This window comes from Streptomyces sp. NPDC046716 (genome assembly GCF_040645755.1).
Lineage (GTDB): Bacteria > Actinomycetota > Actinomycetes > Streptomycetales > Streptomycetaceae > Streptomyces.
Window position 1 is genome coordinate 129,941 of the sequence record NZ_JBEYYU010000004.1, and the last position, 21,526, is coordinate 151,466.

Sequence of the window (21,526 nt, forward strand, 5' to 3'; positions counted from 1 at the left end):
GCGGGGCCCGCGCGGGTTCAGCTGAGGCTTCGGGGGCTGCGGATCTCTCCGGGTGGCTACTTGACCGAGCCCGCGGTCATGCCGCCGACCAGATACCGCTGAAGGAACATGAAGGCGACGACCACCGGGACGGACACGACCAGGGAGGCGGCCATCAGCTCGGGCCACGCCGTCTGGAACTCGCCGATGTAGGTGGAGACCAGGCCGGGCGGCAGTGTCTGCTTCTCCTTGTCGGCGAGGGTCACCGCGAAGATGAAGTCGTTCCAGCCGCGGACGAAGGCGAAGAGCCCCGCGGCGATCATGCCGGGCGCGGCCAGCGGCGCCACGATGGAGTGCAGCGTGCGCCAGCGGGAGGCGCCGTCGATCGAGGCCGCTTCGAGGAGCGCGTCCGGAATGGTGTCGAAGATGCCCTTCAGCATCCACACGCACAGCGGCATCGTGAACGTCGTGAACGACAGCACCAGCGCGGTGTACGTGTTGAGCAGGCCGAAGCTGGAGAACACGGCGTACAGCGTCACCAGCAGCAGCGCCTGCGGGAACATCTGCGACGCCAGCACCATGTGCATCAGCGAGCGCCGGCCGCGGTAGCGGAACTTCGAGAACGAGTAGCCCATGTACGTGGCGACGATCACGCTCAGGACGGCGGTGATGGTGGCGACGATCATGGAGTTGACCAGGTACTTGATCAACTGGTCGTTCTCGGCGAGGGCCGTGAAGTTGTCCAGCGTGAGATCGGTGGGGATCAGCTTCGGCGGGAACTGGAACGTCGACTCGGGCGTGCTCAGCGCGGTGGCGAGCAGCCAGTACACCGGCAGCAGGCCGAAGCAGCCGATGACGACGACCGCGGTCCAGGCGGCGATCCGCGAGCGCAGCACGTCCTTGCGGATCCGGCGGCGCGAGGTGTGCCCGGTGGTGGCGGAGGGCGTGTGCGCCGCGCCGGTGCCGGACGGCTCGTCGGTGCCGGTCGGCCGGGTGGTGGAGGTCATGGGGGCCGTGGTGGTCATCGGGCGTCGCCCTTCCGCTCGGTGATCCTGAGGTAGACGACGACGAGAACGAGCAGGAGCAGCATCCACAGCCCGCCCAGCGCGGTCGCGCGGCCGATGTCGAAGCCCTTGAAGGCGGTCTGGTAGACGGCGGTCGCGAAGGTCTCGGTGGATCCGGCGGGACCGCCGCCGGTCAGCACGTAGATGGTGTCGAAGTGCTGGAAGTTCCAGATGAACTCCAGGAGCAGCACGATCGAGGCCACTCCGCGCACCTGCGGCCAGGTGACGTTGAAGAAGCGCCGGATCGAGCCCGCGCCGTCCATCGAGGCCGCCTCGTGCAGCTCCTTGGGCACGGTCTGCAGACCGGCGAGGAGCATCACCATCATCCAGGGGAAGCTGGCCCAGGTCTTGGTGATGATCACGGCGAGCATGGCGGTGCCGGGCTGGCCCAGCCAGGAGACCGAGTCCTCGATGAGGCCGGCCTTCATGAGGATGCCGTTGAGGACGCCGTAGTTGGCGTTGAAGATCCACATCCAGAGGAAGGAGACCACGACGCCCGGGATCACCCAGGGGAAGAGGAAGAGGCCGCGCATGAAGCCGCTGCCCTTGAGGCCCGTGTTGAGGGCGAGGGCGAGGGCGAAGCCGATCACGAAGGGGACGATCGTCGCGCCGACGGTGAAGATCAGCGTCTGCTTGAGGATGGTGAGGAAGTCACCGTCCAGCCAGTACGTGAAGTTCTCCAGGCCGACGAACTCACGGCCCGGCAGCCGCAGGTCCTGCTTGAAGAAACCGGTGAACAGGGCCGATATCAGCGGATAGATGATGATCGCCGCGAAGAGGGCGAGTCCCGGTGCGGTCAGCAGGAGGGCGAACGCGCCGTTGGAGAGCTTTCCGCCGGTCCGCTCGCGGGGTGGAGTGACCTTCCGGGGAGGTGCGGCGGTACTCATGGGTGTGTCCTCTCGAACGGGGCGGGAGCGCCGGGGCCCTGTGTGAACGCCATCCATGCTCCATTGAACGCAAGTTGCAGCATGCGGGATCGTTCTCCATATCGTGCGACGGCGTCAACCCTTTTGGTCGGTGAATCGCCGGTTCTGCGCAGGACCGGCGAACTCGCCCCACCTGCCATGAACTTACAAAAGCGGCTCGTGCCAGCCGTGTCCGCGGCTGCGTCGGAAACTTACAACGGATCCCACTGGCTGAACAGTGGTTGCACAATATGCATGTGATGTACGTTCGAGGCCGCCCCGTTCCGGCGGGGAGTATCCGCGCGTCACATCGCGTCGCACCGTCACACCAGGGAGGCCGCTCCGTGCGGGAAGAAGAGGTCCATTACGACATCGCCGTCATCGGCGGCGGCTTGGCGGGGACCTGCGCGGCGATCGCCGCGGCCCGGCTCGGCCGACGCGTCGCGCTGGTCAACAACCGTCCGGTGCTCGGCGGCAACGCCAGCAGCGAGGTCCGCGTCTGGGTCTGCGGCGCCACCGCACACGGCGTGCACCGGTGGGCGCGCGAGACCGGCATCATGGGCGAGCTGTACACCGAGAACCAGTTCCGCAACCCCGAGGGCAACCCGTACTACTGGGACCAGGTGGTGCTCGACGCCGTCCTCGCCGAACCCAACATCGACCTCTACCTCAACACCGACGTGCGCGAGGTCGACGCGAGCGGCCCGGACGACGCCCGCGAGGTGCACTCCTGCACCGGCTGGATGATGGGCTCCGAGCGGCGCATCACCTTCAACGCCCAGCAGTTCCTCGACTGCACCGGCGACGGCCTCCTCGGCCACCTCGCCGGCGCCCGCTACCGCATCGGCCGCGAGGCCCGCGCGGAGTTCGACGAGCCGTGGGCCCCCGAGGAGGGCGACGAGGCGCTGCTCGGCTCGACGATCCTGTTCCACACCAAGGACGCGGGCCACCCCGTGAAGTTCGTGCCGCCCGCCTACGCCCGGGACCTCACCACCACACCCATCCTGCGCAACCGGATCCTGCGCACCGGGGACAACGGCTGCGACTACTGGTGGATCGAATGGGGCGGCGAGCTCGACACCGTCCACGACAACGAGCGGATCCGCGACGAACTCCAGGCCGTCATCATGGGCATCTGGGACCACATCAAGAACTCGGGCGAGTTCCCCGACGCCGCGAACCTCACCATGGAGTGGGTCGGCTCCCTGCCCGGCAAGCGCGAGTACCGCCGCTTCCTCGGCGACTACGTCCTCACCCAGCAGGACATCCTCGAACAGCGGCAGTTCACCGACCGGATCGCCTTCGGCGGCTGGTCCGTCGACCTCCACCCCGTCCAGGGCATGTACGCCGACGAGCCCGGCGCCCGCCAGCGCTACGCGGACGGCGTCTTCCACATCCCGCTGCGCTCCCTGTACTCGGTGAACGTCACCAACCTGCTGTTCGCCGGGCGCAACATCTCCGCCACCCACATCGCCTTCGGCGCCACCCGGGTCATGGCCACCTGCGCCACGATCGGCGAGGCGGCCGGCACCGCCGCCGCGCTCTGCGTCGGCGAGGGCCTGAGCCCGCGCGAGCTGGCCACCAAGCGCCCCGAGCTGGTGCGCCGTGCGCTGCTGCGCCAGGACGCCTCCGTCATCGGCCTCGCCGACGACGACCCCGACAACCTGGCCCGCACCGCCCGCGTCAGCGCCGCCGGCCACCTCGCCCACCTGGCCGCCGAACCGACCGAGGAGGCGCCCGGCGAGCCCCACCCGCTCACCCGCGACCTGGCGCTGCTGCTGCCGGCCGACCCGGCCCTGGACACCGTCGACCTGCTCGTCCACGGCGCCGCCGACGGCGCGGAGCGCGAGCTGACCGTGGAACTGTGGGGCACCGGCCGCCCCGAGAACGCCGTCCCCGTCGAGCATCTGCGGACCACCACCGTGACCGTACCGGCCGACGGCCCGCACTGGGTCACGGCCCGCTTCGACCATCACCCGCAGAGCCCCGAGAACGTCGTCGTCATCGTGCGGGCCGAGCCGGACGCGGCGCTCGTCCTCGTGCCCGAGCGCACCGACGGGGTGCTCGCGCTGCGCAGCCGCGTCGAGGGCGACGCGGCCGTCGACCACGACATCCCGGAGGAGGACGGCCAGTTGGTCCTGGAGTGGCAGGCCCGCGGGCTGCGCCGGCGGACCTTCGCGTTCCGGGCGCACCCGGAGACGGCCGCGTTCCGCCCCGAGCGGACCGTCGGAGGGTTCCAGCGCGCCTACGGCGGCCCGCAGATGTGGGTCTCCGAGCCGTCGGCCGACGAGGAGTGGCTGCGTCTCGAATGGGACCGCGAGCAGCGGCTCACCGAGGCGCGGGTGGTGTTCGACGACGACGTCGACGAGTACCTCAACAACCTCCACCGGCACCGCACCCCGTTCGAGGTGATGCCGGAACTGGTCCGCGACTACCGCCTCCAGAGCCGCGACGCCGACGGCACCTGGCACACCCTCCTCACGGTCACCGGCAACCGCCGCCGCCACCGCGTGCACCCGCTCGCCGCCGCCGACGGCGGTCCCGTGCGCACCGACGCGCTGCGGATCGTCGTCGACGCGACGCACGGGGCGCGGCGCGCCCACGTGATCGCCTTCAAGGCGTTCGGCGAGTAGGCCGCGGCCGCACCACGGGAAGGGGCCCGGCCCCGGTCGAACGACCGGGGCCGGGCCCCTTCCCGCGAGGTCCGCCGCTCAGAGCGCGCCGAGCGCCTGGCTGATGGCGTCGGCGGCCTCGATGACCTCACGGGTGAGGGTCTGCCGCTGCCCGTCCGCCTCCGTGCCGTGGTCACCGAGGACCGAGGTGGGGCCCCACAGCGAGATGGCGGCGACGACGTCGCCCGAGGCGTCGCGGACCGGCGCGGCCAGCGAGGCCCGGCCCAGCGCGCGCTCCTCGGCCTCGGTCGCGTAGCCGGAGCGGCGCACGGAGTCGATCTCGGTGTCCAGGAGATCGTGGCTGGTCGTCGTGTAGTCGGTGTGCGCGGCGAGCGGCTCGGGCAGCAGCCTGCGCCGCTCCTTGGGCGTGAGCCCGGTGAGCAGGCACTTGCCGATGCTGGTGGCGTGCAGCGGCGCGGTGTGCCCGGCCTGGGTGTACGACTTGGGGGCGCGGGTGCCCTCGAAGTTGCACAGGAACATCAGCTCGGAACCGCGCCGGACGGCCACATTGGCCCCGAGACCGGTGCGGGCGGCGAGGTCCTGGAGGACCATGCGGGCCGCCCGGTGCACGGGATGGCGGTTCGCCGCCGTGGTCGCGAGCGGGAGGGTGCCCAGGCTGATCCGGTACAGATTGCTGACCGGGTCGCGCTCGACCATGTCCAGGCGCTCGAGGGTGGACAGCAGCCGGGACGTGGTGGAGGAGCCGAGGCCGGTGAGTTCGGCGACATCGGACACACGCAGCTCGGCGCGGCCCGAGTCCAGTGCGCGCAGCACCGAGACCGCTCGTTCGACGCTCTGGTTCGTCCCGGCGTCGGTCGCCCGAGTAGCCATGACCCTCCTCGTTCTGCAAATGGCTTGCACTATCTGCATCAGCATATCGCGTAAGCCCGGTCTGTCAGCGGTTCTGCCAGCTCAAACCCTGCCTGCTGACGACGGTGTGCGGCACCCGGTCACAGGCCGCTCACCTTCGCGCTCGCCGACACCTCGTACACCAGCGTCACCGTGCGCCGGCCGCCCGGCGGGAGGGTGACGTCCCAGCGGGCGATGCCCTCGGCGTCGAGGGTGTCCGGGGCGGGAGAGCAGGACTCCTTGCGGAGCCGGACCTCGACGTCCGACACCTCGGACACCGGGATCCGCTCGCGCACCGCGATCACCCGGTCGCCCGTCTCGCCCGGCGCGGAGAACCGGGACAGGTGGAGTCGTACCGTGCGGGTGACGACGGTGCGCTGGGTCAGGCCCGCGGTACTCCGGGACTCCTCGGCCTCCCGGGTCACCCGATAGGTGTCGGCGCTGCCGAACGCGAGCTCCTGGGCGGCACCGGGCGCCGTGAAGTCCAGGGAGGCGCGGCCGGTGAAACCGCTGTCGCGGATCAGCTCCACGGGGCCGGCGAGCAGCGCGTGGCCCGCCGTGTTGGTGAACCGTACGACCTCGGTGACCAGCGGGGAGAGCTCCGGAGCGCAGACGTGCTCACTGCGCGCGGGTGACACGGCGGTGGTCAGCGGCACGCGGTGGGCGCGCCCGTCGCCGGGCACCGAGGCGGGAGCGGGGGCGCGCAGCACACGCACCTCCCCGCCGTCGTCCACGCCCGGCAGGCCGGGCACCTGCGCGGGGCCGACGCCGGTGATCTCCTCCTCGCGCAACTCGATCTCCACGGCCCGGCGTTCGGCGGTGGACCGGTCGCGCAGGGTGAGCAGGTCCTCGACCAGCCGCGGCGGGCCGGCGGCGAGCGACGAGCGGGCGGTCGACAGCGTCAGGCGGACGTCGGTCCAGTCCTCGCCGGTGCGCTGCCACACCATCGCGTCGGTGTGCAGCGTCAGCTCCCCGCCGGCCGACGTCGCCCGGTAGGCGGGGCGCCACAGCGCGCACGGCGTGAGATGGGTGAGCCGCAGTGCGGCCGGGCCCGCCGTAGGGGAGCGCACCGTCAGTTCGACGTGGGCCGCGAGCTCGGGCGGCTCCTCCTCCGCGAGGTCCAGCGCGCTCTGGACGTACGACAGCTCCGCCCTGACCACGCCCAACTGAGCCGCTGTGGAGCCGAGATCGTCCTCGTGCGTCGCCCGCTCGGCGTCGAGCCGGTCCAACTCGGCCGCCCAGCGCTCCGGTTCGGCCTCGCCGAACCCCGCGCCCTCGCCGATCTCCCGCAGCAGATCGGCGGCGAGTCCGCTCAGCAGGTCGAGGCGGGCCATGAGCCGGTCGCGGCGCTGCTCCAGGGTCCGCTGCTCCTCGCCCAGGGCGTGCTGCCGCAGCCGCAGCGGTGAGTCGTCGGCGGTGGGCGGCTCCGGGCTGCGGGGCGTCCAGGCCCGCACCAGACGGACGTCGAGGACGGTGGCGCCGTCGGGGCCCGCGGTGAGTTCGGCGTGCAGGCTGCGGTCGACGGCCAGGGCGCTGACCGGCCCGAGCCGCAACCGCCGCACACCGGCGTCCAGGGAGAGTTCGGCGGACCGCTCGATGTGCGCGCGGTCCTCCAGACAGGTCACCGCGGTGACCGGCAGGGGGACCGCCTCCGCCGCGGAGGGCGGGACGGAATCGGAAGAAGAGGGTGCGGTGGATGCGTTCATGGCGGGTCAGCTCCTCCGGTTGCCGCCGGTGAGGGCCTTGGCGGCCGGGATCCGGATCTCGTACCCGCCGTCGAGCACGGCGGTGCCGCCCGCGGGCACGTCCACCCGCCACAGCCGGGTGCCGGGGACATGCCGCTCGGCCGCGTCGCGGCCGTCCTCGGGGGCCGCCCAGTCGGCCCGTTCCTCCACCCGCACGTCCGCCTGCGAGGTGACGGGCACGCGCTCGCGGACCTCCACGGCGACCGGGCGGGACAGCCGGTTGGCCAGCTCCACATGGATCCGGTGGTCGAGGACGGTGGTGGTCGACCGCAGCCCGGCCGTGGACTCCCGCAGTTCGGTGCGCCGGCTCACCCGGACCGCCTCGGCGGGCCCGAGCCCGATCCGGCCGGTGCCGCCCGGGGCGACGGTGGGCAGCGCGGTCGTCGGCAGAGGTTCACCGTCGGCCGTGACGTCCACCGGCCCGGCGAGCAGCGCCCGGTCGGTGGCGTTGGTGAGCACCAGCGTCGCGTACACCGTCTCCTCGACGGACGGCACGCACAGGTACTCGGTGCGCAGACCGACCGGGAGTTCCGCGACGGTGACGGTGTGCCAGGTGCCGTCCGAGGGGATGTCGGCGGGGCCCTCGGCGTCGTAGCGATGGTCGAAGGAACCGGCCGACTCGCGCGGCCGCACCGCGCACGCGGGGAGCGGCAGCGAGCCCACCGATTCCGCGCGGCGCCGGTGCTCGGCGGCCACCGGGTCCGCCGGGGTCCCCGGCGCGAGGAGCCCCCGGCCACCGCCCGGCGCGTCGGGACCGGCCAGAACGAGGTCGGCGTAGTCGAGTTCGGCGGCGCTCGGCCGCGGCGGACCGGGCGGCGGAGGCGGCGGTGGCGGAGCGGGAGCGGCACCGGCGAGAGCGGGCATCGGACCGCCGGGAGCCGCGGGGACCGGACCGCCGTAAGCAGCGGGAGCCGGAGGCGGCGGGGGCGGCGGGGGAGCGGCGGCCGGGGCCTGCGGGGCGCCGGGCGTCTTCGGTCGCCCGGCCGCGCGGGAACGGGCCGGGCCCGCCGCCCGGGGCGCGGAACCCGCGTACACCGGCGCCTGCGCCGCCTCGGCGGATCCGGCGAGTGCGAGCCCCCGCGGCTGCGCGGCGGGACTCGGCCCCGCCGCGTCGTACCCGGCGAACAGCCCCGCGAGCCCGGTCGGCGGCTCCCGCCAGCCGGACGGCGCCGGGGCCGGCTGACGGCGGCCGATCCGCACCGACCGCAGCACCGGCACCCCGGTCGGCCGGTGCAGATCGGCGGTGGACAGACCGAGCCGGACGCCGGTCCAGTCCTCGCCCGTGCGCTGCGCGACCGAGGCCCGCAGCACGAGCCGCCCGCCGCTCTCGCCCTGACGCTGCGTCAACCGGTAGGAGGGCACCCAGATCGCCCCCGGAACCCGGTACTCGATCTCGATCTCGATCTCCGAGGGGGCGGCCCCGGCGTCCTCTCCGGCATCGGCACCGGTCCCGGTGACCCGCAGGCTGAGGTCCGCGGAGACCGTGGTGCGCACGGGAGTCGACGGGGCGTCGGTCGAGGAGCGCGCCAACCGGTCCCGGGCGAGAGCGAGTTCATGCTCGACGCGGCGCAACCGCTCTTCGAGGGAGGTGAGTTCGGTGTGCAGTGAGGTGAGGCGTGCGTCGACGAACTCGGCGAGGCGCAGCCACGCGTCGACGGGCGTGCGCCGGTGCGGGTCCTCGCGGCGGCGCGGCGGCGGTACCGGGCGCAGCCCGGTGACTTCTTCGATCCGGCGCAACTGCCGGTCCCTGCGGGCCTCGGCGCCGTGCAACTCCTCGGTCAGCCGCTCCGTCTCGCGGACCAGGTCCTCGGGCGCACCGGCCGCGCGGGGCTCGGCCTCGACGGCGACGCGGGCACCGGTGACCCGGACGTCGCGCCCGGCCACGACCTGCGCGCGCAGCGACAGCGGGTCGAGGACCCGTGGCAGACCCCGCACCCGCACCCGGCCGTCGGCCGGCACGACGCCCCGCGCGAGCCGTCGGCACACCGCGCCGCGCGCGTGCACCACGACCGACGTGAGCTCCGATTCCCAAGGCGCGCAGGGCTGTGCCGCCGCGTCCGTCATCGCGTGTCCCCTCCCGTACGCCGCCGTGCACGGCGCCGACTTCGGTCGAAGAGTAGCCCGTGGTCAGCGGGCCGGACACGGGATTGCGGACGTGCGGGAGTTCACTCCGGGGGCAGCACCGCGGCCAGCGCCGTCATCACGGGCGCCCGCCGGATGTCGATGTGCGTGAAGGTGAGCGCCTCCGCCAGACGCGGCCGGCCCGCCCCGATCGCGTCGCAGATCTGACGGTGCTCCGCGCAGTGCTGCTCGGCGCCGCGCTCGGTCGCGGTGATGCGGAACAGCCAGTGCATCAGGCCGCGCGAGGGCTGGAAGGAGGACTGCAGCAGACGGTTGCCCGTCATCGTGATCAGCTCGGCGTGGAAGGCCGTGTTCGCGGCCGCGATGGCCGCCGCGTCGCCCCGCCCGGTCGCCGCCTCGGCCGCGGCCATCACCGCGCGCAGTCCGGCGTGGTCACCGCCGCGCTCGACGATCTCGGCCGCCCGGCGGGCCGCGAACACCTCGAGGCTCAGCCGGAGATCGAAGAGTTCGTCGACGTCGCGCAGGGTGAGCCGGCGCACCCGCGCGCCCCGGCGCGGCTCCAGGACGACGAGCCCGTCGCCCGCCAGCCGCATCAGGGCCTCGCGCACCGGGACGCGCGAGACTCCCAGGGCCTCGGCGAGTTCGCGTTCGCGCAGCCGGCTGCCCTGCAGGTAGGTGCCCGCGTGGATGCCCGCCCGGATCAGTTCCTCGGTGCGCTCCACGTGCGAGGCGCCGGGCGGTTCGGACACCTCGGCGAGCGTCACGCGCCCGCCTTCGGCCCGGCCTCGCGGAACGCGGGGAAGGTCGGCGGGAAGAGCGCCGCGGTGTCCCGGCGTTCGGTGTCGCGCTCGCTGTAGGCGGCGCGCATCCGCTCGAACAGGGCCTGCGCGTCGTGCCGGAGCGTGTCCAGGTCGAGGCCGGGCAGGCCGCCGTCGACGAGCACAGGGCGGCCCGCGACCACGGAGTCCGTCGCCTGGCGCGCGGTGCCGTTGAGCAGGAAGGTGCGGACCGGGTCGTCGAGCACGCCGTCGCGGATGTCGTCCAGGGAGAACGCGACGAGGTCCGCCTGCGCGCCGGGCGCGATCCGGCCCAGGTCGTCGCGGCCGAGCGCGCGGGCGCCGCCGAGCGTGGCCGCCTCCACGTAGTGCTCGGCGGGCGCGGCGTCCGAGCGGCCGTCGGCGATCTTCGCCAGGTGCACGCCGGTGTCCATCCCGCGGACGAGGTCGGGCGGGAACGAGTCGGTGCCGAGGCACAGGTTCACGCCCGCCTCGCGGTAGGCGCGGAAGGAGTGCAGCATCTCGCCGTAGCGCAGCGAGGTCTGCGGGCAGTGGACGACCGAGATGCCGCTGTCCGCGAGCCGGGCCAGGTCGCCGCGGTCCGCGCCGTGGACGGCCGGGTGCCGGTCGAGGAGGACCGTGTGCGGGATGAGCAGGTTCGGCCCCAACAGGCCGTGCTTGTCGAGGAGTTCGATCGGCGTCAGGTTGTGGCGGCGCCGGATGATCTCGCGCTCGGCCAGGCCCTGGAGCGCGTGCAGCCGGACCAGGACGGCGCGCTCGCGGCCGATGCGGGCCGTCTCGGCGAGCAGTTCCTCGGTGAGGGTCTCGATGCGGCAGGGCAGCAGGACGCCGGTGAGCAGCGGGTCGCCGAGCGCGTCGAGGTGGTCGAGGAAGCGGACGGCGTCGCGCAGCCCCGCACGGCCCTCCGCCTCGTCGAAGGCGACCTCCCGGGTGCCGTCCGGCAGGACGACGTTGACGCCCGAGCGGTAGGCGGGGCCGAGATAGCCGCGCAGACCGATCCGGCGGGAGACGTCCGCCGTCGCGACGAGTTCGTCGTACGGCTCGGCCCAGCGGCTGTGCACCTCGGAGGCGATCGGCATGAACGTGGTGATGCCGTGCAGCGCGAGCTGGGCGAGGGCGTAGGTGCGGATGGTCGTCCGCTCGTCCGGCGTGAACACGTCGTGGCGCCGCTGGGCGAAGTAGTCCAGGGACCACTGCAGGCCCTTGGCCCGGTCGGGTCCGGCCCAGGAGTCGAGGACGAGATGGTCGACGTCGGTGAGCGCGTCGAGGTCGATGAGTCCGGGCATCACCAGGGACTCGCCCAGGTCGCGCTCCACGTCGACGGCGCCGTCGTAGCGCGGGCCGACGTAGACCACGCGGTCGTCCTCCCACACCACTTCGCCGTCCCGCAGCAGCGCGTGGCCGCCGTCCTGGTGGGCGAGGATGTGCCGGGCGCGCCAGCGGGTGCGCATAGTGCCTCCTGTGATTCACGGTCCGTGCGGTCCTGATCGTACGAGTTGGTATACCGACCAGGGAAGAGCAAGTCGCCCGCTGATCTTCATCGAGGCGACGGCTTGGTGAAATGCCCCACTAAGCACCCTGGTTCCGGCTCTCGGTATACCAAAATCCGGTCACCCCTTTCGCGCCATCGCTTTCTTGGTATACCGTCCCGCCAACCTTCCCCCGAACGCCGAATGGATCACGCGACGTGACGGATTCCCCCGTGCTGCCCGCCCGGCCGCCTTCCGGCGCCGAGGCCGGCGGCGAGCCCAACTCCAGCGCCGCCCGGCCGGCCACGGCCCCGCCGGCGGTGGCCGCCCGCTCCCTGCTCGGCACCGCATGGCTGCGCATCCGGCGCAGCAGGATCGCCCTCGCCGCGCTCGCCGTGGTGGTCCTCATGATTCTGTTCGCGGCGCTGGCCCCGCTGCTCAGCGCAGTCGAGGGCCAGGACCCGTACACCACCCGCACCAGCCCGGACGTCCTCGACGACTACGGCACGCCGGGGCTCCCGCTGCCCTACTACCGCTATCCGTCCGCCGACCACTGGCTCGGCGTCGAACCGGGCCTGGGCCGCGACATCTTCGCCCGCATGGCGCACGGCGCCCAGGTCTCCCTGGTCATCGCGCTGCTCGCGACCGTCGTCTCCGTCGTCCTCGGCACGCTCCTCGGTGCCGCCGCCGGCTACTTCGGCGGCAAGGTCGACATGGTGATCAGCCGGGTCATGGACCTCTTCCTGGCCTTCCCGCACCTGCTGCTCGTGCTCTCGCTGACCCCGATCCTGCAGTCCCGGCTCGGCGACACGGCGCTGGGGGAGGGCAGCCTGCTGCCGATCGCCTCGCTCGTGATCATCCTCGGCTTCTTCGGCTGGGCCTATCTCGCCCGCGTCGTACGCGGCCAGGTGCTGTCCATCAGGGAGCAGGAGTTCGTCGAGGCGGCCCGCGCCTACGGCGCCTCGCACCGCACGATCATCGTCAAGCAGATCGTGCCCAACGTGATGGGCGTCGTCCTCGTCTACGCCACGATGATGATCCCCACGAACATCACCGCCGAGGCCGCGCTGTCCTTCCTCGGCGTCGGCGTCAAGGACCCCACCCCCTCCTGGGGACAGATGCTCAACGCCGCCCAGGCCGGCAACTGGTACCTGACGGACCCCTGGTTCCTCGCCGTCCCCGCCGGAGCCCTCGTCCTCACGGTGCTGGCCTTCAACCTGCTCGGCGACGCCGTCCGCGACGCCCTCGACCCCAAGTCCTCCCGTGGCTGACCCCGTCCGTCCACGCCACGAACCCCAGGAGCAGCAGTGAATCGACGCACCGTGGGAGCCCTCGCCCTGACGGTGAGCGCCGGGCTGACCCTCACCGCCTGCGGCGGCCCGAAGCCCGCGCCCGGCTCGGGCTCCAACGCCCCCGCCGACGCCTTCGAGGCCGTCGAGGTCGGCGACGGCGACACCACCAGGGGCGGCAACGTCAACGTCCTGATGTCCACCGACTTCCAGACCCTCGACCCGGGCAACAGCAACTACGTCCAGACGGCCAACGTCGGCCAGCTCTACTACCGCACCCTCACCATGGCCAAGGAGGAGGCGGGCAAGCCCCCGAAGATCGTCCCCGACCTCGCCACCGACCTCGGCAAGGTCTCCAAGGACGGCCTCACCTGGACGTACACCCTCAAGAAGGGGCTGAAGTTCGAGGACGGCTCGCCGATCACCGCCAGGGACGTCAAGTACGGCGTCGAGCGGACCTACGCCCGCGACGTGTACACCCAGGCGCCGCAGGAGCTGAACTCCGCCCTGTCCGACGACGGTTACAAGGGCCCGTACGCCAAGGGCTCCGCCGGTGACTTCAAGGGCATCGAGACGCCCGACGCCCGTACGGTCGTCTTCAAGCTGAAGCAGCCGTTCGCCGAGTTCCCCGCGCTCGTCTCCCGCTCCAACACCGCGCCCGTGCCCAAGGCCAAGGACACCAAGCTCGACTACACCAACCACCCGGTGTCCACGGGCCCGTACAAGATCGCGCAGTACGACCGCGGGCGCTCCATGAAGCTCGTCCGCAACAAGAACTGGGACCCGGCCACCGACCCGAACCGCAGCGCGCTGCCGGACACCTTCACCTTCAGCCTCTCCACCGCCCAGTCGACCATCAGCCAGCAGCTGCTCGCCGACTCCGACCCCACGGCCCTCACCCTCGACAGCTCGGGCGGGCTCCAGGCGTCCGACGCGGCGAAGCTCGACGAGCCCGGCGTCGCCCGGCGCACCGCGTCCGGCCTGATCGGCTGCACCGACGTCCTCGACTTCAACACCGAGTCGGTCAAGGACCCGGTCGTCCGGGAGGCCATCGCGCTCGCCATCGACCGCAAGGCCATCCAGCTCCAGTACGGCGGCGCCCGCTTCGGCAAGCTCACGCAGTCGTACATCAACCCCGACCAGCGCGGTTACGTCACCCAGCACACCGGACTCGACCCGGCGGGCCAGCCCCGGCTCGCGGCGGCCAAGAAGCTGCTGAAGGACCGGGACTACCCGAAGAAGCTCGTCTACGGATACGCCGACGCCACGCCCCGCTACAAGAACATGGGCACCTCGCTCCAGCAGAACCTCAAGCAGCTCGGCATCGACCTCGAACTGCGCCCCATCCCCGCCGCGAACTACTACACGACGCTCGCCGGCTCCAACATGCCCGACATCGCCCGCAGCGGCTGGTGCGGCGGCGCCGACAGCGGCTCGGTGCGCACCACCATCGACCCCAACCTGGGCCCGAGCGTCGACGGCAAGAGCTTCGGCTTCTCCAACATCCCGCGCTTCCACGACCCGGAGATCGCCCGCGCCATGTACGAGCTGCGCGGGGAGAACGGCACCAGCGAGGAACTCGGCCGCAAGTGGGCGAAGCTCTTCGACCGCGGCATGCAGGACTACCCGCTCGTGCCGCTGATCAGGAACGTCACCCGCAGCGTCGTGGGATCCGACATCCGCAACGCGCAAGTCGGTTACTTCTTCGGCTCCATCGACCTCTCGACCGTCTCGGTCGTGTCCAAGAAGGGGTGACCATGGCCGCCTTTCTGCTCCGGCGCTTCGGCGCCACCGTCCTCCTGCTGATCGTCATCAGCTTCGTCACCTTCACCCTCTTCCAGTTCGGGCCCGCCGACCCGGCCGCCGCGGCCTGCGGACAGGAGTGCACGCCGCAGCGCGTGGCCGAGGCGCGCGTCGCCCTCGGCATGGACAAGCCGTTCCTCACCCAGTACCTGACCTACATGTCCGGCCTCTTCCACGGGCGGACGGTCGGCGCGGCCGGAGCGCAGTCGCTCTGCGAATGGCCCTGCTTCGGGAAGTCGTTCCAGACCAACGAGGACGTCACCGCCGTGCTGGAACGCGCCCTGCCGTACACGGTGTCCGTCGCCGTCGGCGCGATCGTGCTGTGGACGCTCGTCGGCGTCACCCTCGGCACGCTCGCCGCGCTGCGCAAGAACAAGCTCGTCGACAAGCTGATCGTGGGCGGCGCCTCCATCGGGGTCTCGCTGCCGATCCCCGTCACCGGACTGCTCCTGCTGCTCGTCTTCGTCTCGACGTTCGACCTGCTGCCGTTCACCACCAACGCCATCACGTCCCCGTTCGGACCGGCGGGGTTCGGCGGCTGGTTCCAGAACTACCTGCTGCCCTGGGTCGCACTCGCCGTGCTGTTCAGCGCCCAGTACATCCGCGTCACCCGCAGCTCCATGCTGGAGACGTTCGGCGAGGACTTCATGCGCACCGCCCGCGCCAAGGGCCTGTCCAGGACCGTGATGGTCGTCCGGCACGGAGCGCGCGCCGGGCTCACCCCCGTCGTCACCATGCTCGGCCTCGACATCGGCCTGCTGCTCGGCGGCGCCGTCCTCACCGAGCAGATCTTCTCCGTCCCCGGCGTCGGCTTCACCGCCGTCCGCGCCGCGCAGGCCGGCGATCTGCCCGTGACCATGGCGATCACCCTGCTCGCCGCCTTCTTCATCATCGTCGCCAATGTCGTCGTCGACGCCGTCTACGCCGTCATCGACCCGCGAGTGAGGGCCGCCTGATGACCACCGTCACCGATCAACCCCTGTTGCGCATCCGGGACCTGCACGTCACCTTCCCGACCGACGACGGGCTCGTGCACGCCGTCAACGGCATGGACCTCACCCTGAACCGGGGCGAGACCCTCGGCATCGTCGGCGAGTCCGGCTCCGGCAAGACCGTCACCAGCCAGGCGCTGATGGGCCTGCTCAAGGAGACCCGCGCCGAGGTCACCGGCGAGATCCTGCTCGACGGCACCGACCTCAACTCCCTGACCGAGGACCGGATGCGGACCTGGCGCGGCAAGAAGATCGCCATGATCTTCCAGGACCCGCTCTCCGCGATGCACCCCTTCCACACCGTCGGCGCCCAGATCGCCGAGGCGTACCGGGTGCACAATCGGGTGTCGCGGAAGGCCGCCCTCGACGTCGCCGTCGACATGCTCGGCCGGGTCGGCATCCCCGACCCCAGGCGGCGCGCCCGCGCCTTCCCGCACGAGTTCTCCGGCGGCATGCGCCAGCGCGCCATGATCGCCATGGCGCTGGTCTGCGAACCCGAACTGCTCATCGCCGACGAGCCGACGACCGCCCTCGACGTCACCGTCCAGGCGCAGATCCTCGAACTGCTCGGCGAGCTCCAGCAGGAGACCGGCACCGCCGTCGTCCTCGTCACCCACGACCTCGGCGTCGTCGCCGAGGTCTGCCACCATGTCGCCGTCATGTACGGCGGACAGTGTGTGGAGCGGGGCAGCGTGCGCGAACTCTTCCGGGACCCGCGCCACCCCTACACCCAGGGCCTGCTCGCCTCCATGCCCACTCTCGGCGACGACGGCGAACGGCTGCGCCCCATCCCGGGCTTCCCGCCGTCGCTGCTCGCCCTGCCGGACGGCTGCCTCTTCGCCGAGCGCTGCCCGCAGGCCCACCGTGTACCCGACGGACGGTGCCACGGCGAGCGCCCCGCGTTCCGCACGGCCGACACCGCCGATCATCCCTCCCGGTGCCACCTGGAGACCCTCACCGACGCCGCGGAGGCCGTGCGATGACCACCACCGAGCAGCCGCCGCTCCTGGAGGCGCGCGGACTGACCAAGCACTTCCGCGGGCGCGGCGGCCTGCTGGGCCGGGGCGGCGCCCCGGTCAAGGCCGTCGACGGCGTGAGCTTCTCCGTGGGCGCCGGGCAGACCCTCGGCATCGTCGGCGAGTCGGGCTGCGGCAAGTCCACCACCGGCCGGCTCCTGATGCGTCTGCTCGAACCGACCTCCGGCACCGTCCTGCTGGACGGCCGCGACGTCGGCTCGCTGAACCGGGCAGAGGCGCAGGAGTACCGCCGCCAGGTGCAGATGGTCTTCCAGAACCCGTCCTCGTCCCTCAATCCCCGGCAGACCGTGGGCGCCGCGATCGCCGCGCCGCTGTACGCCCAGGGCATCGACCCGGCCGGCGGCGTCAAGACGCGCGTCCGGGAACTGATGGACCGCGTGGGCCTGCGCCCCGACCACTACAACCGGTTCCCGCACGAGTTCTCCGGCGGCCAGAAGCAGCGCGTCGGCATCGCCCGCGCGCTCGCCCTCGAACCCCGCCTGATCATCTGCGACGAGCCGGTCTCCGCCCTCGACGTCTCCGTCCAGGCCCAGGTCGTCAACCTCCTCCAGGACATCCAGTCCGACACCGGCGTCTCGTACCTCTTCATCGCCCACGACCTGTCCGTCGTACGGCACTTCGCCGACCGCGTCGCGGTCATGTACCTCGGAAAGATCATGGAGAGCGGGGCCACCCGGGAGGTCTTCGACCAGCCCCGCCACCCCTACACCCGCGCCCTGCTCTCCGCCGTCCCCCAGCCCGACCCGGACGCCGACCGGGCGCGCAGGATCCGCCTCACCGGAGACCTGCCCACCCCGGCGAACCCCCCGTCCGGCTGCGTGTTCCGTACGCGGTGCCCGCTGCGCCCCACCCTCGGCGAGGCCGAGCAGGCGCGCTGCGCGGGGGAGACCCCACCGGTGCCGGACGGCGAGGGACCCGCGTGTCACTTCGCCGACCGGGCCGTCCCGACCCACTGACCCGTCAGCACACACCGTGAACACCTCACCGAAGTAAGGAAGTCGCACCACATGCTCATCCGTGACGTCCGCCCCTGGGGCGGCGAGCGCAGCGACGTGACCGTCGACGGCACCCGCATCACCGCGATCCGCCCGCACGACCCGGCGGCCACGCCCGCCGGAGAGGTCGTCGAGGGCCGCGGCCGACTGCTCCTGCCGTCCTTCAGCGACGTCCACGTCCACCTGGACTCCACCCGCATCGGCCTGCCGTTCCGCCCGCACACCGGCGGGCCCGGCGTGTGGACGATGATGATGAACGACCGCGAGAACTGGCGCGACGCGGAGATCGCCCTGCCCGAGCGCGTCGCCGGCACCCTGGAGCGCATGATCGCGCGCGGTACGACGCGGGTGCGCACGTACGCGCAGGTCGACGTCGACTGCAAGCTGGAGAAGTTCGAGGCGGTCGTCGCCGCCAAGGAGAAGTACGGGCATCTCGCCGACGTCCAGATCATGACGTTCCCGCAGGCCGGCATCCTGCTCGAGCCGGGCACCGCCGACTACCTGGAGGCCTCGCTCAAGGCGGGCGCCGACGTGATGGGCGGCATCGACCCCTGCACCCTGGACCGCGACCCCAAGGGCCACCTCGACGTCGTCTTCGGGCTCGCCGAGAAGTACGGCGTCGAGGTCGACATCCACCTCCACGAGCCCGGCGAGCTCGGCGTGTTCTCCACCGACCTGATCCTGGAGCGGGTCCGGGCGCTCGGTATGCAGGGCAAGGTCACGATGTCGCACGCCTACGAGCTGGGCTCCGTCAACGAAGCGACCAGCCGCCGCCTCATCGAGGAGTTCGCCGAGCTGGACATCGCCATGGCGACCGTGGCCCCCGCCGCCCGCAACCAGCTCTCCCTCGCCGCGCTCACCGAGGCGGGCGTCCGCGTCGGCCTCGGCGAGGACGGACAGCGCGACTACTGGAGCCCCTACGGCAACTGCGACCTGCTCGACCGCACCTGGCAGCTCGCCTTCACCAACAACTTCCGCCGCGACGAGCACATCGAGATGTGCCTGGCGGTGGCGAGCATGGGCGGCGCCTCGATCATGAGCCACGACGTGCCCCGGCTCGCCGGGGTCGGCGACCGGCCGGGCCTCGCCGTGGGCGACCGCGCCGACCTGCTGCTCGTCGACGGCGAGACGCCCAGCAGCGCCGTCATGGACCGCGGCACCGACCGCACGGTCCTGCACGACGGACGGGTCGTGGCCGACGGCCTCGAACTGGTCGACGCCGGCTGATCCCGGCCGGCCCCGCGGGCACGCCGCCACGACAGGCGGCGCGCCCGCGGGCGCCCGGGGCGACCGGACGCTTGTGCGCCCCCGCCGCTGCCTTCAGGATGCAGGCATGTCCGATCCCACGGCAGCAGCCGCAGCAGAGTCGCCGTCCGTACTCGCCGCTCTGGTGGCCGCGTTGCGGGGCGGCACGATCCAAGTCGTCGATCTCACCGCGCCGTTGACGTCCACGACGCCGGTGCTCCAGCTGCCTCCGGAGTTCGGGCAGACCGCGGTCTTCGAGCTGGAGGAGATCAGCCGGTACGACGACCGGGGGCCCGCCTGGTACTGGAACAACTTCCGGTCCGGCGAGCACACCGGCACCCACTTCGACGCCCCCAACCACTGGGTCACCGGCCGGGACCTGGCCGACATCGCCTCCGTCCCGGCCGGGCGGCTCGTCGCGCCCGCGGCGGTGCTCGACGTCACCGAGGAGGCCGCGAAGGACGCCGACTTCCTCGTGGAGCGCGCGCACATCGACGCCTGGCAGGACCGGCACGGCGCGCTGCCCGACGGCGGCTGGCTGTTCGTGCGGACCGGATGGAGCAGCAGGTCGGGCGCGCAGGACACCTTCCTCAACGCCGACGAGAGCGGACCGCACACCCCGGGACTCTCCGCGGAGTGCGCCCGCTGGGTCGCCGAGCAGACCCCGGTGATCGGGCTCGGCGTGGAGACGGTGGGCACCGACGCGGGCCGGGCGCACGGCTTCGACCCCGCGTTCCCCTGTCACTCGTACCTCATGGGCAGCGGCAAGTACGGGCTGACACAACTCCAGAACCTGGCCCAACTGCCGCCCACCGGCGCCGTGGTGATCGCGGGACCGCTGCCCATCGTGTCCGGCTCCGGCGCGCCCGCCCGGGTCCTCGCCCTCGTCGAGCGCACGGGGCAGCCGTCATGAACGTCGCCGAGGTGGTCGGCCGCACCCTGGTCGCCGCCGGGGTCGGGCAGGTCTTCGGCGTCGTCGGCTCCGGCAACTTCCACGTCACCAACGCCATGGCGGCGGCCGGCGCCCGCTTCGTCGCCACCCGCCACGAGGGCGGCGCCGCCACCATGGCCGACGCCTACGCCCGGGTCAGCGGATCCGTGGCGGCGCTCAGCGTCCACCAGGGCTGCGGGCTCACCAACGCCCTCACCGGCATCGGCGAGGCCGCCAAGAGCCGCACGCCCCTGGTCGTCGTCGCGGCGCAGGCGTCCCGGCCGCGCTCGAACTTCTTCGTCGACCAGCCCGCGCTCGCCGAGGCGCTCGGCGCGCAGAGCGCCCGCGTCACCTCGGCCGCCGACGCCGTCGCGCAGACCCTCGCCGCCGTGCGCCTCGCCGTGCACGAGCGGCGCACCGTCGTCCTGAACCTGCCGCTCGACATCCAGGCCCAGGAGGTCCCCGACGCGGAAGCGGCCCTGGCCGCCGTCGCCCCGCCGACGCCACGCCCCGCCGTCGCACCCGCCGCCGACGGCCTCGCCGCCCTCGCCGACGTCCTCGCCCGCGCCGAACGCCCGGTGTTCATCGCCGGACGCGGTGCGCGCGGCCCCGGCTGCCGGGAGGCACTGGAACGGCTCGCCGAACGGTGCGGCGCGCTGCTCGCCACCTCGGCGGTGGCCCGCGGGCTCTTCGTCGGCAGCCCGTGGTCGCTCGACGTCTCCGGCGGCTTCGCCTCGCCGCTGGCCGCCGAACTCATCGAGGGCGCCGACGCGATCGTCGCCTGGGGCTGCTCCCTGACCATGTGGACCACCCGGCACGGCCGCCTCATCGGCCCCGACGCCACCCTCGTCCAGGTCGACGACGACCCGGACGCGCTCGGCGGACAGCGCCCCGTCCACCTCGGCGTCACCGGCGACGTCCGCCTGACGGCCGAGGGCGTCGGGACCGCGCTCGGCGACGCCACCGGCACGGGCTACCGCACCCCGGCCGTCCGCGACGCGCTCGCCACCCGGCTGCGCTGGCGCGACATCCCGTACGAGGACGAGTCCACCCGGGACCGCATCGACCCGCGCACCCTCAGCATCGCCCTCGACGACATCCTCCCCGCCGAGCGCGTGATCGGGATCGACTCAGGCAACTTCATGGGCCACCCGACCATGTACCTGTCCGTCCCCGACGCCCAGGGCCTGTGTTTCACCCAGGCGTTCCAGTCCATCGGGCTCGGCCTCGCCACCACCGTCGGCGCGGCCCTGGCCCGCCCCGACCGGCTCCCGGTGGCCGCGCTCGGTGACGGCGGCGCCCTGATGAGCGCCGTCGAACTCGACACCGTGCGCCGGCTCGGCCTGCCCATGGTGGTCGTCGTCTACAACGACGACGCGTACGGAGCGGAGGTGCACCACTTCGGCCCGCACGGATTCCCGCTCTCCACGGTCGAGTTCCCGCCCACCGACATCGCCGCCGTGGCGCGCGGCTACGGCTTCGAGGCGGTGACCGTCCGCGCCCCCGCCGATCTGAAGGCCGTACGCGACTGGGTCACCGGACCACGGGCCGCGCCGCTCCTCATCGACGCCAAGGTCGTGCGGGAGCACGGCTCGTGGTGGCTCGAAGAGGCGTTTCGCGGACACTGAGGCAGCGGGAGCAGAGGGGCACGATGACGTTCCAAGGGCATGTC

At 72.5% G+C, this 21,526-nt stretch carries 16 protein-coding genes; 9 read left to right on the plus strand and 7 right to left on the minus strand.

Annotated elements, in window-relative coordinates:
- Positions 1–56 precede the first annotated feature (56 nt).
- On the minus strand, positions 57–1,004 hold the full coding sequence (locus tag ABZ930_RS04605; RefSeq protein WP_361541352.1) for a carbohydrate ABC transporter permease: 948 nt from the start codon (positions 1,002–1,004) through the stop codon (positions 57–59).
- Positions 1,001–1,930 (minus strand): sugar ABC transporter permease, encoded by a 930-nt coding sequence (locus tag ABZ930_RS04610; RefSeq protein WP_361541355.1) that lies wholly within the window; start codon positions 1,928–1,930, stop codon positions 1,001–1,003. Before ABZ930_RS04610 ends, ABZ930_RS04605 begins: the two co-directional genes overlap by 4 nt.
- 362 nt (positions 1,931–2,292) lie before the next feature.
- Here ABZ930_RS04610 and ABZ930_RS04615 point away from each other — a divergent pair, with 362 nt between their 5' ends.
- Complete coding sequence (locus tag ABZ930_RS04615) at positions 2,293–4,581, plus strand: FAD-dependent oxidoreductase (protein WP_361541358.1); 2,289 nt, start codon at positions 2,293–2,295, stop codon at positions 4,579–4,581.
- 78 nt (positions 4,582–4,659) lie between these two features.
- On the opposite strand, the gene ABZ930_RS04620 is transcribed toward ABZ930_RS04615, so the two are convergent.
- The 5 genes from ABZ930_RS04620 to ABZ930_RS04640 all read right to left on the minus strand — a co-directional run bounded on the left by ABZ930_RS04620 (position 4,660) and on the right by ABZ930_RS04640 (position 11,544).
- Positions 4,660–5,451 carry an IclR family transcriptional regulator gene (locus ABZ930_RS04620; RefSeq protein ID WP_361541361.1) on the minus strand — a complete coding sequence of 264 codons (792 nt, stop codon included), beginning with the start codon at positions 5,449–5,451 and terminating at the stop codon, positions 4,660–4,662.
- A 119-nt stretch (positions 5,452–5,570) separates the two neighbouring features.
- The gene (locus tag ABZ930_RS04625; RefSeq protein WP_361541365.1) at positions 5,571–7,175 is read right to left on the minus strand and encodes a mucoidy inhibitor MuiA family protein; all 1,605 of its coding nucleotides are present in this window, start codon (positions 7,173–7,175) and stop codon (positions 5,571–5,573) included.
- Between the two features lie 6 nt (positions 7,176–7,181).
- On the minus strand, positions 7,182–9,278 hold the full coding sequence (locus ABZ930_RS04630; protein WP_361541368.1) for a DUF4139 domain-containing protein: 2,097 nt from the start codon (positions 9,276–9,278) through the stop codon (positions 7,182–7,184).
- Between the two features lie 101 nt (positions 9,279–9,379).
- Positions 9,380–10,060 carry a GntR family transcriptional regulator gene (locus ABZ930_RS04635; RefSeq protein WP_361541371.1) on the minus strand — a complete coding sequence of 227 codons (681 nt, stop codon included), beginning with the start codon at positions 10,058–10,060 and terminating at the stop codon, positions 9,380–9,382.
- Positions 10,057–11,544 carry a chlorohydrolase family protein gene (locus ABZ930_RS04640; RefSeq protein WP_361541374.1) on the minus strand — a complete coding sequence of 496 codons (1,488 nt, stop codon included), beginning with the start codon at positions 11,542–11,544 and terminating at the stop codon, positions 10,057–10,059. The genes ABZ930_RS04635 and ABZ930_RS04640 overlap by 4 nt, the downstream gene beginning before the upstream one ends.
- Positions 11,545–11,780: 236 nt before the next feature.
- Here ABZ930_RS04640 and ABZ930_RS04645 point away from each other — a divergent pair, with 236 nt between their 5' ends.
- The 8 genes from ABZ930_RS04645 (at position 11,781) to ABZ930_RS04680 (ending at position 21,482) form a co-directional block, all read left to right on the plus strand.
- Positions 11,781–12,833: an ABC transporter permease gene (locus ABZ930_RS04645; RefSeq protein WP_361541377.1), complete on the plus strand. Its 1,053-nt coding sequence runs from the start codon at positions 11,781–11,783 to the stop codon at positions 12,831–12,833.
- 36 nt (positions 12,834–12,869) lie between these two features.
- Positions 12,870–14,606, plus strand: coding sequence for an ABC transporter substrate-binding protein (locus tag ABZ930_RS04650; protein WP_361541380.1), 1,737 nt, complete (start codon positions 12,870–12,872; stop codon positions 14,604–14,606).
- A gap of 2 nt (positions 14,607–14,608) precedes the next feature.
- Entirely contained in the window at positions 14,609–15,610 is a 1,002-nt protein-coding gene (locus ABZ930_RS04655; RefSeq protein ID WP_361541383.1) for an ABC transporter permease, read from the plus strand.
- Positions 15,610–16,629 carry an ABC transporter ATP-binding protein gene (locus tag ABZ930_RS04660; RefSeq protein WP_361541386.1) on the plus strand — a complete coding sequence of 340 codons (1,020 nt, stop codon included), beginning with the start codon at positions 15,610–15,612 and terminating at the stop codon, positions 16,627–16,629. Before ABZ930_RS04655 ends, ABZ930_RS04660 begins: the two co-directional genes overlap by 1 nt.
- Positions 16,626–17,639 (plus strand): oligopeptide/dipeptide ABC transporter ATP-binding protein, encoded by a 1,014-nt coding sequence (locus ABZ930_RS04665; protein ID WP_361541389.1) that lies wholly within the window; start codon positions 16,626–16,628, stop codon positions 17,637–17,639. The genes ABZ930_RS04660 and ABZ930_RS04665 overlap by 4 nt, the downstream gene beginning before the upstream one ends.
- Before the next feature lie 51 nt (positions 17,640–17,690).
- Complete coding sequence (locus ABZ930_RS04670) at positions 17,691–18,905, plus strand: amidohydrolase (protein WP_361541392.1); 1,215 nt, start codon at positions 17,691–17,693, stop codon at positions 18,903–18,905.
- A 106-nt stretch (positions 18,906–19,011) separates the two neighbouring features.
- On the plus strand, positions 19,012–19,836 hold the full coding sequence (locus ABZ930_RS04675) for a cyclase family protein (protein ID WP_361541394.1): 825 nt from the start codon (positions 19,012–19,014) through the stop codon (positions 19,834–19,836).
- Positions 19,833–21,482, plus strand: a complete 1,650-nt coding sequence (locus ABZ930_RS04680; protein WP_361541397.1) for a thiamine pyrophosphate-binding protein — start codon at positions 19,833–19,835, stop codon at positions 21,480–21,482. The genes ABZ930_RS04675 and ABZ930_RS04680 overlap by 4 nt, the downstream gene beginning before the upstream one ends.
- Positions 21,483–21,526 lie beyond the last annotated feature (44 nt).